Origin of the sequence: Dinghuibacter sp. (assembly GCF_035492835.1) — a bacterium.
Taxonomy (GTDB): domain Bacteria; phylum Bacteroidota; class Bacteroidia; order Chitinophagales; family Chitinophagaceae; genus Dinghuibacter.
In genome coordinates this window covers 1-12,750 of record NZ_DATJIY010000186.1, presented here as the reverse complement: position 1 = coordinate 12,750, position 12,750 = coordinate 1, and the positions used below count along the sequence as shown (strand labels likewise).

Sequence of the window (12,750 nt, the reverse complement as noted above, 5' to 3'; positions counted from 1 at the left end):
ATCTTTACGGGATGCGTTGCTACAGGATTCTCCCGCTGTTTCTGATCGCTTGCGTCTTTCACGCGGCCGCCCAAAAGGTAAACCCCACTACGGTAGAGGTAAAGCTATCCAACCAACGGCACCTGTTGTTGGACTTCTACGCCGACAACATCTTCCGGATGCTCTATGACAGCGCCGGTAACGGCTTCCGCGACCCGCAGGCGTCGCCCTCCGCGAAGATATTGGCAGACAATCCCCGTCAGCCGGTGACGCGCTTACAAATAACCGAAACGCCCCAAAACGCCAGCGTCAGCACCGGGAAAATAACGATCACCATCGACAAGGCCAGCTGCCACATCCTCGTGCTCGATGGCAACAAAGTCGCGGCGGAGATCACCGCGGCGCCCCAGCTCACGCAAAAACAAACGACGCTGACGCTAAAAGCCCACCCGGACGAATATTTCTACGGCGGCGGCGTTCAAAACGGCCGTTTTTCGCACAAAGGAAAAGTCATTGCCATCGAAAACCAGAACAGCTGGACGGACGGCGGCGTGGCCTCCCCCACGCCCTTTTACTGGTCGACCCGTGGATATGGCGTCATGTGGTATACGTTCAAGAAGGGGAAATATGATCTCGGGGCCGCCCGGACAGACCTCGTCACGCTGTCCCATGAAACACCGTACCTGGATGTATTCTTTATGATCGATCAAAAGCCCGCGGCGCTGCTCGGCGATTTTTACCAGCTCACGGGTCATCCCATACTGCTGCCGAAGTTCGGATTCTACGAAGGCCACCTGAACGCGTACAACCGCGACTATTGGAAAGCGGACACCGCCGGGATACCGTTCGAAGACGGTCGGCGATATAAAGAAAGCCAGCGCGACAATGGCGGCGTCAAGGAATCGCTCAACGGCGAAAAGAACAACTACCCGTTTTCCGCGCGCGCGGTCATAGACCGGTACAGGGCTGCCGACATGCCGCTCGGGTGGATATTGCCCAACGACGGTTACGGCGCCGGGTACGGTCAAACCAGTACCCTGGACAGCAACATCCAAAACCTGAAGTCTTTTGGCGACTATGCGCGACAGAGCGGCGTGCAGATCGGGCTTTGGACGCAATCGAACCTGCACCCCATCGACAGCATCGGCGCCCTGTTACAACGCGACATCGAAAAGGAAGTCGGCGTGGCCGGCGTACGCGTGTTAAAAACGGACGTCGCGTGGGTCGGCGCGGGGTATTCCTTTGGGTTGAACGGCGTGGCCGACGTCGCGGGCGTCATGTCCCGGCTGGGCAGCGATGCGCGCCCCTTTATCATCACACTCGATGGCTGGGCGGGCACGCAACGGTACGCCGGCGTGTGGACGGGCGATCAGACGGGCGGTGTATGGGAGTACATCCGTTTTCATATCCCCACCTACCTGGGATCGGGACTATCGGGACAACCGAACATCACGTCGGATATGGATGGCATCTTTGGGGGCAGGAACCCGGTCGTGAACGCCCGGGATTTCGAGTGGAAGGCCTTTACGCCGATGCAGCTGAACATGGACGGCTGGGGGGCGAACCCTAAGTACCCGCAGGCGCTGGGCGAGCCCACCACCTCCATCAACCGCACGTATCTGAAATTGAAATCGTCGCTGATTCCCTATACCTACAGCATCGCCCGGCAAGCGACCGATGGGCTCCCCATCATCCGGGCCATGTTCCTGGAATTTCCCGACGCCTTTACCTACGGACGGGGCACGCGGTACCAGTTTATGTACGGCCCCTGGTTCCTGGTGGCGCCCATATACAAGGCGACCCACCCGGACAGGGAAGGCAACGACATCAGGGACGGGATTTACCTCCCGGCGGGGACGTGGATCGACTATTTCACCGGCGACCGGTACGAAGGGAACCGCATCCTCAACAACTTCGACGCCCCCATCGGGAAGCTGCCGTTGTTTGTCAAAAGCGGCGCCATCATCCCGATGACCCATCCCAATAACCACGTGGGAGAGATCGACAAGGGCGCGCGTATCTATGACGTGTACCCGGCCGGTCAATCCTCGTTTACCGAATACGACGACGACGGGTTTACCGAAGCCTACAAAAAGGGGGAGGGGACCACGACCCTCATTACGTCATCGGTCGTTACAAACACAGCCACCATCACGGTGCACCCGACCAAAGGCCGTTTCAATGGGTTCGTGGACCACAAGACCACGGAGTTCCACGTGCACGTCAGCCAGGCGCCGACCGGGGTGTCGGTCCTTGTCGGCGGCAAGCCCCTACCGTTGCAACAGGCCCCCACCGAGGATGGCTTTAAAACCGGCAAGGATGTATACTTTTATGCCGGCGCGCAACCCCAAAATCGACAGCTGTGGGTAAAAGTCCACGCGACGGACATCACGTCCGAGCCGGTAACCCTCACCGTAACCGGCTTCCGCTTTACCCCCGCGGATCACCTGCTAAAATCCACCGGTCCCCTGACCGCTCCGCGAACGGGCGCAACGGACGCCGGCCCCTACTCCCTGACGCCCAGCTGGCGCGCCGTGCCGGGTGCGGATTATTACGAGATCGCTTTTAATGGCCAGCTGTACAGTACGATCCGCGACACGTCCCTCGTCTTCGAAGACCTCCTCCCCGACACGACCTATACGTTCAAGCTACGATCGGTAAACAAAACGGGCCCCTCCGCCTGGACACCGTTTTCCGCGAAGACCAAAAAGAACCCGCTGGAGTTTGCCATCCACGACATCACCGCCCGGGTGTCTGCGCCCCCGGAAGAGGGGAGCGAGGTATCCAACCTGTTTGATTTTGACGAAAACAGTATGTGGCACACCCAATGGGGCGCTAAAGCCGTCCCGTTCGACCTCGTCATGGATTTGATGTCCGTGAACAAGCTGGACAAGATCCAATACCTGCCCCGAAGCCGGGGTAACGGGATCATACTGAATGGCGCGATTGCCTACAGCATGGACAAGGTCAATTGGTCAAAGGCCGACACGTTCGCCTGGCCAAAGAACGGCGACACAAAAGAGTATGTTTTCCACAACCATCCGACGGCGCGGTACATAAAAATCGCCGTCACCGATGCCGTCGGGGGATACGGATCGGGTAGGGAGCTGTATGTCTTCAAGGTGCCCGGCTCCGTTAGCTTCATACCGGGCGACATCAACAACGACTATAAGATCGACAACAACGACCTGGTGTCCTATATGAATTACACCGGGCTGAGAAAGGGCGACGGCGATTTCGACGGCTATGTGAGCAAAGGAGACGTCAACGGCAACGGCCTGATCGACGCCTTCGATATCTCCACCGTCGCCACCCGGCTGGACGGCGGCGTGGAAGCGGGACAGGACGACAGCCTGGCTGGCAGTATCGGGATCGGCGCCGACAAGGATGTCTACGAAAAAGGCGACGTCGCGGAAATAACCGTAAAAGGCATCGGCCTGCGGTCGGTGAATGCCCTGAGCTTCGCGTTGCCCTATAATGCGCAGGATTTCGAATTCGCGGGTATCGTGCCGCTCGGCGTGAAAGACATGCGGAACATGACCAACGACCGTTTGCACAGCAACGGCGTCAAAGCGTTGTACCCCACCTTCGTCAATGTGGGAGATGAACCGGTGTTGTCGGGGACGATGGATTTGTTCATCATAAAGCTGAAGGCGAAGCGCCGGGTGCGTTTCGATCTGAAACCGGTTGACGGCCTGCTCGTAGACAGGCTATTGGATTCGGCGACATTCACGCCACATCCATGATTTGCACCCTGGATCCCTGTTTGAGCAAATGACTGATATGGGTGCGACCTATCCATGAAAGGACGGAGCTTTCAGTTTCAGGGTCCGCGAGGATCAAATCGGCCATGATGGATTCCGCATAGCGCACCGTGGCTTTAACGAGATTCCGTCTCGCATCGGCGTGGTACTCGACGCGCTGACCCAGGAATTCCCGGAGCTGGCGGTACGTGTTGACGAATGCCCGGGAGGAAACGACTTGCTGGGTGGTCACCAGGTGTATCCGCGCCCGGTATCTTTGAGCGATCGTAAGCGCTATTTCCAGTTTCCTCTCCGTCATCACGTCCCTGACCGGGATGACGACAATCTTTATTTTACCGTCCATGCTCCCCGGTTTGACGGTCATAACCGGGACACGGGTCGCTTTAGCCAGGTATTGCGGGGAAATGGCGTGGAGCGGCAGGTACCGGTTACCACCGTGCTTGCCTATAACGATCAGCTCGGGAGATACCAGCCTGGCCATGGCGATGATGCCGGCCGTAACGGACGACCCGTCGTCCACGTGGATCCTTACCCTGACCCACGGCCATCTCTCTTCCGTGACCGATTTGATCAGGTTCAGCTTTAGCTTCGCTTCCAACGTCGTCAAGGTCCTTTCTACATGGAACAGGTGGAGCAGGACGTTTTCCTCTCCACCCAGTTCGACGGCCTTCCTGACCGCCAATTCGGTATTCAGCGAAAAATCGACGGGGACAAGGATATGGGCAAATGTGGCGTGCATCGCTTGGATTAAGCTTTTATCCAAGGTATCACGGTGGCATTAAGACCCCATTAAAACGGCATTAGAATTACATTAGAACCCACCCGCGGCGGTCCTTTGTAATTCTCCCTTCCATACCGTAATATTGTTCAACAAAGGGACGGGAATGGATGAAAGAAGGATCCTGGTGGTCGAAGACGAGCGGAAGATTGCCGATACGCTCAAAATGGGTTTGACGGAACACGGTTTCGAGGTGGAGGTCGCCTACGATGGGAAAATCGGTCATCAACTCTTCTCGGCGCGCGGATACGATCTCGTAATCCTCGATATCAACCTGCCGGGTATGAACGGCTACGACCTGTGCAAATCGATCCGTCACATCAACGAGCACGCCGTGGTGATCATGCTTACCTCCATGAGCACCCTGGAAAATAAAATAGAAGCCTACGACGCCGGTGCGGACGACTATCTCGTAAAGCCCTTCGCGTTCCGGGAGCTGTTGCTGAGGATCGGGGTGCTGCTCCGGCGCGCCCTCGTACACACTGTTCCGGTTGGGAATATATTGCGGGCGGCCGACCTGGAATTGAACCTGGATACGAAGGAAGTCGCCCGGGGTGGCAAAAAGATAAGCCTGACCGCAAAGGAATTCCAACTCCTGGAGTACCTGCTCCGCAACAAGAACCGGGTCGTTTCGAGGGCGGACCTGTCCATCAATGTCTGGGACGCGGATTTCAAATCAAATACCAACGTTATCGACGTCTACATCAGTTATGTCCGGAACAAGGTCGACAGGGATTTCGACCACAAGCTCATCCAGACGCACGTGGGCATGGGATACATATTGAAAGAAAGGGCGGGCTGATGTTGCTCAAAGTCCGGATAACGCTCTTGTTCAGCCTGCTGGCATTGCTCATCTTGTTGCTGGTGTGCGGATCGGTCTATTATATATCTTACCGGAACCGGATTTCGGACATCAGGACGCGGTTGACCAACACCGCGATTACCACCAGCCGCCTCCTGGGGGAGAGCGGCGTATTCGATGGCGGTCTCCTGAGAAAAATAGACTCCGCTACGGCGATGGCGATGAAAGCCAAGGTGATCGAAGCCTATGACTCCCTCGGCAAAAAGGTCTACTGGTACAGCGATAACCCATCCGATTCGATCGGGATGGGGAAAGACGCGCTGGGAACCGTTTGGCAGAAAAAAATACTGTATTTCACCCGGAACGGCAAGGACGTGGTCGCCTGCTATTACCGATGCGCCGGCCACGGCCAGGTGGTCGTCGCCGCCGCTTTCGACGAGGACGGCATCGAAAGGCTCAGCCACCTGAGGAGGGTGTTGTCCCTGAGTTTTATCGGCGGTCTGCTGATATCGGTTTCGTTCGGCTATTTCTTTTCCCTGAGCCTTCTTCATCCCTTACGCCGGATATCAGACGAAGTCAATGAAATTTCAGCAAAGAACCTGGCCCGGAGGATCCGCTCGGTGAGCCAGAACAAGAACGACGAATGGTTTTACCTCTCCGATACCCTTAACCGGTTGCTCAACCGGCTCCAGGAAAGCTTCGACACCCAGGCCATGTTCATATCCAATGCTTCCCACGAGTTGTCCACCCCGCTGACCTCCATATCGAACCAGCTGGAAGTTGCCCTGCAACGGCTACGGACCCCGGAGGGTTACCAGCGGGTCATTCAATCCGTGTACCAGGACGTACAGCAATTGAGTAACCTGACCCAGACCTTGCTCGAATTCGCCAAGGCCTCGGGTACCTCCAGGGGGTTGGACATCGACCTCGTCCGGATCGACGAGATACTCCTGAGCCTGCCGGGCGAGATGGTCAAAACCGACGGCTCCTACAGCGTCACGCTGGATTTCGATCGCCTTCCCGAGCATGAAGAGGAATTGTTCGTATTCGGGAATGCCGCGCTCTTGTTCAACGCGGTAAAGAACATCGTGCTCAATGCCTGTAAATACTCGCCGGACCATCATGCCATCGTGAGGCTGGCCGTGGAGAACCGGGCGATATGCGTCACCGTGTCGAACATAGGCAAAGGCATCGCCGAAGAGGATCGTGAGAAGATATTCCAGCCTTTTTACCGGCTGGAGGAAGACCAGTCGACGCCCGGGTTTGGCCTGGGGTTGTCATTGGCTACACGCATCATAAAACTCCACAAGGGTACGATCACCGTCGACTCGGGGGTGGACGCGGGGGCAACGTTCACGATCCTGCTACCGGGTGGCGGAATTAATTAAATAAGTGTTAAGGATGGTCTTCTAATCGGATTCTAATTCCATTTTAAGGCCGCTATAATATTGCCGCCCAATATTGCCATAAAAAGAGCAGGCATGAACCTCAAACACGCATTGATGATCGGCATGGCGCCGGTAATGTTGCTTGGCTGCGTCAGCAGCAGGAAATTCAAAACCCTCCAGACCCGGTACAACGAGCTGAACACCTCATACGGATCATTGCAAAACGACCTGAAGACCTGCAATGCCAATCAATCGGATTGTTCCCGGAAAAAGGCCCTGGATGAAGCACAGATCGATGCGCTGAACAAGCAGGTCGCTTACCTGAAGGAGAACAGCACGCAGGCGTTGAAACAGCTCCAGGACCTGTCCGTGATCTCCAGTGCCCAGGCCGAAAGTATAAAAAAGTCCCTGGACAACATCGGCGCCAAGGACGCCTATATCCAGAGCCTCCAGTCGGCGCTGGCCCACAAGGACTCCCTGAATATGGCGCTGGTGATGAACCTGAAAGGCGCGATCGGGAACCTGAGCGACCAGGACATAGACGTCAAGGTGGAGAAGGGCGTGGTCTATATCAATATTTCCGACAAGCTGTTATTCGAGAGCGGCAGCTATGTGGTAACGCCACAAGCCAAAGAAGTACTGGGGAAGGTGGCCGAAGTGTTGAAAAGTCACCCCGAGCTGGATTTTATGGTCGAAGGCAATACCGATTCGAACCCATACCAAAGGGGTGTTCTTTTGGATAACTGGGACCTCAGCGTAAAACGGTCCACCGCCGTCATCCGTATCCTGCAAAACCAGTATGGGTTACCTCCTTCCCAAATAGTCGCCGCCGGCAGGGGGGAATACCAGCCCGTGGCCACCAACGATACGGGGGAGGGCCGGGCGCTCAACCGCCGTACGCGCATTATCGTGCTGCCTCAGCTGGATCAGTTCTTTAAATTGCTGGAAAAGAAATAGGACCATATTATACTACAGTGGCAGGCAAGTGAAGGGGGGAGCTGGGCTCCCCCTTTAAGGTCTGTTAACAGTTAGTTGCCTATTATTCACTACTTTCAGACCCGAATCACCCTAATCAACCATGACCAAAAAACTCTGCCTGCTCCCGGGAGCCCTCCTCCTGGGGACCATGGCGACATTCGCACAGGTCGCCGACCACACGGCGTACAACATCCAGCACGACCGCGTCCTCTACACCATCGGCTACGCCCACCTCGACACCGAATGGAACTGGGACTACCCCGAGACGATCGAAACGTCGATAAAGAACACGATGACGCAGAACTTCCACTTGTTCGAGAAGTATCCCGCGTACGTGTTCAACTTCACGGGCTCGCGGCGGTACCAGATGATGAAGGAATACTACCCGGAACTGTACAAAAGGGTCGTAGACTACGTAAAAGCCGGCCGCTGGAAGATATCCGGCTCCTCGGTGGATGAGGCGGAGGTGAACATGTCCTCCTCGGAGTCGCTGATCCGCCAGGTGCTGTACGGCAACCATTATTTCCAAAAGGAATTCGGGACCACCAGCCAGGACTATATGTTGCCCGACTGTTTTGGTTTCCTGGCCAATACGCCGTCCATCTGGAACTATTGCGGACTGAAGGGTTTTTCCACCCAGAAGCTCACGTGGGGCTCGGCCGTGGGTATCCCCTTTAACGTGGGCGTGTGGAACGGCCCCGACGGCAAGGGCATTATCGCCGCGCTCAACGCCACCAGCTACAACGGCTCGGTCGTCCCCCGTCTCGACAAGGACAGCGCCTGGGACGCCCGCCTGGCGGAAGACCAGGCCAAATACGGTATCTCCTTCGACTTCCGCTATTACGGCGTAGGCGACCAGGGCGGCTCGCCCCGCGAAAGGGATATAAAGAACGCCGTGGGCAGCCTGCCGCAGGCCGACAGCAAGTTCAAGGTAGCGCTCACTTCTTCCGACCAGATGTACAAGGACATCACGCCCGATATCCGGGGAAAACTGCCGGTGTATACCGGCGACCTGCTGCTCACCCAGCACAGCGCCGGCTCGCTGACTTCCCAGTCCTTTATCAAGCGGATGAACCGCAAGAACGAACTGCTCGCCAAGGCCGCCGAAGGGATGGCCGTCATGGCCGACTGGACCGGCGGCGCCGCTTACCCCTCGGAGAAGCTGACGAACGCCTGGAACCTGGTGCTGGGTAGCCAGGACCACGACATCCTCCCCGGTACCGCCAGCCCCATGGCATTTCAATACGCCTGGAACGACGAATTCATCGCGGCCAATGGTTTTGCCGAAGTGCTGAAACACTCCGTCGAGCGCGTAGCCCGCCAGATGGACACCCGCGGCCAGGGCCGCGCCCTGGTCGTCTACAACCCGGTCGCCATGGACCGCGAGGACGTCGTTTCCGCGGAGATGAGCCTCGCTGGGGACGCCATACAGGTGTACGACGGCAAGGGCAAACCCGTCCCGACACAGGTCGTCGGCCGGCAGGGCGACAAGGTGACCTTTATTTTCCTGGCGCACGTGCCGTCGGTCGGCATGGCCGCCTTCGACGTACGTGAGACCAGCGCTACGGCATCCCCCACGACTTTGAAGGTCACCGACCACACATTGGAGAACGCCTACTACAAGGTCACCGTAAACGACAAGGGCGACCTCTCCAGCGTCTTCGACAAAAAAGCGAACAAAGAGCTCCTCGCCAAACCCGCCGACCTGGAATTCCAACACGAAGCCCCGCGCGACTGGCCCGCCTGGAACATGGACTGGACCGACCGCCAGAAGGCGCCCATCGGCGCCCTCGACGAACAACCTTCGATCCGGATCGCCGAGCAGGGCCCCGTCCGCGTCGCGCTCGAGATCAAACGCCAGGGGCAGAACTCGAAGATCACGCAATACGTCAGCCTGTCCGCCGGTGACGCCGGCAAAAGGGTAGAGGTCGCCAACACCATCGACTGGCAGTCGAAGTCCGTCAGCCTGAAGGCCGCTTTCCCGCTCACCGTGAGCGATTCCAACGCTACCTACGACCTCGGCGCCGGGACCATCGAGCGCAGCAACAACAACGCCGTAAAATACGAGGTGCCCGCCAAGGAATGGTTCGACATCACCGACAAGGGCGGTCAATACGGCGTATCGATCCTGGACGACTGCAAATATGGTTCCGACAAACCCGCCGACAACGAGGTGCGGCTAACGCTCATGTATACCCCCGAAGCCAACCGGGGCTACCGCTACCAGAACACCCAGGACTGGGGCGTTCACCAGTTCAAATACGGCATCTATGGACACAAGGGCACCTGGGCCGCCGGTCTTTCCCCGTGGCAGGGCGCCTTTTTTAACGAGCCGATGCTGGCCTTCGAAACCCCGTCGCACGACGGCGCGGCCGGCAAAAGCCTTTCGCTGATTTCGAACGCCAACCCCGGCGTCGGGGTCATGGCCGTAAAAAAAGCGGAAGACAACGGTTACTATATCATCCGTCTAAACGAGCTGCTGGGTAAAGACGAAAAGGGCCTGTCCATCGGCTTACCCGCTAATATCGAAGACGCCTACGAAGTCAACGGCCAGGAACAACGGATCGGCGACGCACACGTCGAAAAGAACCGCCTGACGTTCGACCTGTCTCACTATACCATCCGCAGCTTTGCCGTCAGGCTGGCACCCAAGGCGCCCGCCGCCGTACGCCAGCAACCCGTCACCCTGGCCTACGACCAGGACGTGATGAGCCACGACGACAACCGCGATGACGGCAACTTCGGCCGCGGCGCCAACCTCCCCGCCGAAATGGTCCCCGACACCATCACCAGCGAAGACGTCCACTTCGTCATCGGCAGCCGCGAAGACGGCGCCAATAACGCCCTCTCCTGCAAAGGCCAGACGATCGACCTCCCCGCCGGCGACTACACCCGTCTGTACATCCTGACCGCGGCCAGCAACGACGCCCACGCCGACTTGAAGATCGACGACAAAAGCTACCCGCTGGACATCCAGCGGTGGACCGGCTTCGTCGGCCAGTTCTACGCGCGCCAGTTCGCCCTCGACGGCGTAACGGTCACGTCCATCGACGCCCCGTTCTCCAAACAGGCCGACATCGCCTGGTTCGCCTCCCACACCCACCAGCGCTACCAGTCCGACAACCGCGCCTACCAGTACGGGTATCTCTACAAATACCAGCTCAACATCCCGAAGGGCGCCAAACAAATCACCCTCCCCCAAAGCATGCTCATCAAAATCGTCGCCATGACCGTCACCGACGAGCCCGGCGACAACACCAAGCCGCTCCAGCCGCTCTACGACGACTTCAAGGATAGCCCGGCGGAGACGCTGCGATAGATCGCTTTAAGTCATGCACTTTAACCCGCAGTTCAAAGCTGCGGGTTTTTTTTATTCTTCCACCTCGCCGTTATCGATCTCCGGCGCGCTGTTCGCCAGCGAGTCCGGCAACTCCCGTTTCGTCTTCACCCCCAGCGCCTTCAGCTTGGTCGCCTGTAACACGAGGTTGTCGCGCCCCGTGTTCAGCTGCTTGTATGCTTCATCATAAGACGACCTGGCGTTATCGAGCGCCAGCCCCACGCCCTGTAGGTTGGTTACAAACCCAACGAATTTGTCGTACAGCTTGCTACCCCGTTCCGCGATAGCCCGGGCGTTTAGGTTCTGGTATTCCCGTTTCCACAGATCGACGATCAGTTTCAGGGAAATGATCAGGCTGCTGGGGCTGGTCAGCAATATCCGCCGGCCATAGGCAAAGTTCCAGAGGTCCGGTTCCACCTGCAGCGCCGCGATATACGCCGCTTCGCTCGGGATGAACATCATCACGAAGTCGAGCGTTTTGTGGTAGTCGTCATACGCCCGGTTCTCCAATTCTTGGATGTGCTCCTTGACCGACCGTACGTGCTCAGCCAGCTCAGCCTGCTGGAGCACGGGTTCCACCGCCTCCGTGGCCCGGACAAAGGCATTGATCGACACCTTGGCATCGATGATGACGTGCCGGTCGTCCGGGTATTTAATAATGGCGTCCGGCCGCAGCTTCGTCCCCCTGGCTTCGTTGCGCAGCGGCTGCCCGTCCGGGCCGTACAACTGCGACTCCATAAAGTACTCCTCGTCTTTCCGCAACCCCGACTTTTCCAGTATCGACTCGAGGACCACTTCCCCCCAGCGCCCCTGCGTCTTCGACTCGGTCTTCAACGCCCTGGCCAGGTTCTGCGCATCCTTGCTGAGCTGTTGGTTGAGGTCCGCCAGCTCCTTCACCTTTTCCCCCAGTGAAAAACGTTGTTTCGATTCGGTATTGATCTGCTCCCTGAACTCCGTAATGGTTTTCCCCAACGGCTCCAGGATGGCCGTCATATTGATCTTGTTCAACTGCGTGAACTTGTCCGTCTTACTGTCCAATATCTTATTGGCTACATTTTCAAACTCGGTAATGAACCGCTGATTGAGCCTTTCCAGCTCCATCGCCTGCGTCTTCAGGCTTTTCTCCAGCGCCCGGTTTTCCGCTTCCGCCCTTGCCAGCTGCTGCTCGCTCCGTTGCACCCGCTGCCGCTCCCCCGACAGCTCGTCCTTCAAGGTCTTTATCTCCTGGTTTTTTTCGAGCAACGCCTCATTCGCGGCCCCCCTGGCCGCATTGGCCGTAGCCAATTCAATCGCCGCCCTTCCCTTCATCCAAAACCACCCAATGACACCCCCGAGGGCGATGCCGAGGATGAGAAATAGTATATCGTTCATACCCTAAATATAAAGGATGTCCCGCACCGGGCTTTCGGGTTACCGTGCCGTGTCGATATGCTTGGCGTACATGTAGGCGGTTAACGGCTTCAGCCTCCGGTCCGTAAATACCGGGTCGAATCCATCCGACGTATAATATTCAATTTGACCTCCGGGCAATTTCACGTACCAGACCCTCCCGATGGACGCGCGCGTAATGTTTTTGAGGTCGGTAATCCTCTTAAAATTGACCAGTTTATTCGAATCCAGCGGAATCACATCATTTTTTATACTGCACGGAACCGACACGTAACGGTCGCCCACCCACTCCATACACTCCCTGGGCTTACCACGGTACATTAAAAACACCACAA

7 protein-coding genes and 1 pseudogene are annotated in these 12,750 nt (G+C 57.4%); 5 read left to right on the top strand and 3 right to left on the bottom strand.

Going from position 1 to position 12,750, the window contains the following annotated elements:
• Positions 1 to 11 precede the first annotated feature (11 nt).
• Positions 12 to 3,725: a TIM-barrel domain-containing protein gene (locus VL547_RS17840; RefSeq protein WP_325580388.1), complete on the top strand. Its 3,714-nt coding sequence runs from the start codon at positions 12 to 14 to the stop codon at positions 3,723 to 3,725.
• Here VL547_RS17840 and VL547_RS17835 read toward each other — a convergent pair.
• Entirely contained in the window at positions 3,709 to 4,482 is a 774-nt protein-coding gene (locus VL547_RS17835) for a universal stress protein (RefSeq protein ID WP_325580386.1), read from the bottom strand. The two genes, VL547_RS17840 and VL547_RS17835, sit on opposite strands and share 17 nt — an antisense overlap.
• A 145-nt stretch (positions 4,483 to 4,627) precedes the next feature.
• Here VL547_RS17835 and VL547_RS17830 point away from each other — a divergent pair, with 145 nt between their 5' ends.
• The 4 genes from VL547_RS17830 to VL547_RS17815 all read left to right on the top strand — a co-directional run bounded on the left by VL547_RS17830 (position 4,628) and on the right by VL547_RS17815 (position 11,008).
• A complete protein-coding gene (locus VL547_RS17830) occupies positions 4,628 to 5,323 on the top strand; it encodes a response regulator transcription factor (protein WP_325580384.1) in 696 nt (231 codons plus the stop codon).
• Positions 5,323 to 6,711 (top strand): HAMP domain-containing sensor histidine kinase, encoded by a 1,389-nt coding sequence (locus tag VL547_RS17825; protein WP_325580382.1) that lies wholly within the window; start codon positions 5,323 to 5,325, stop codon positions 6,709 to 6,711. Before VL547_RS17830 ends, VL547_RS17825 begins: the two co-directional genes overlap by 1 nt.
• Positions 6,712 to 6,804: 93 nt before the next feature.
• On the top strand, positions 6,805 to 7,668 hold the full coding sequence (locus tag VL547_RS17820) for an OmpA/MotB family protein (protein ID WP_325580380.1): 864 nt from the start codon (positions 6,805 to 6,807) through the stop codon (positions 7,666 to 7,668).
• Positions 7,669 to 7,789: 121 nt separating this feature from the next.
• A complete protein-coding gene (locus VL547_RS17815) occupies positions 7,790 to 11,008 on the top strand; it encodes an alpha-mannosidase (RefSeq protein ID WP_325580378.1) in 3,219 nt (1,072 codons plus the stop codon).
• 51 nt (positions 11,009 to 11,059) lie between these two features.
• On the opposite strand, the gene rmuC is transcribed toward VL547_RS17815, so the two are convergent.
• Positions 11,060 to 12,397 (bottom strand): DNA recombination protein RmuC, encoded by a 1,338-nt coding sequence (rmuC, locus tag VL547_RS17810; protein ID WP_325580376.1) that lies wholly within the window; start codon positions 12,395 to 12,397, stop codon positions 11,060 to 11,062.
• 39 nt (positions 12,398 to 12,436) lie between these two features.
• A pseudogene (locus VL547_RS17805) lies at positions 12,437 to 12,750 on the bottom strand (hypothetical protein); the annotation flags it as partial.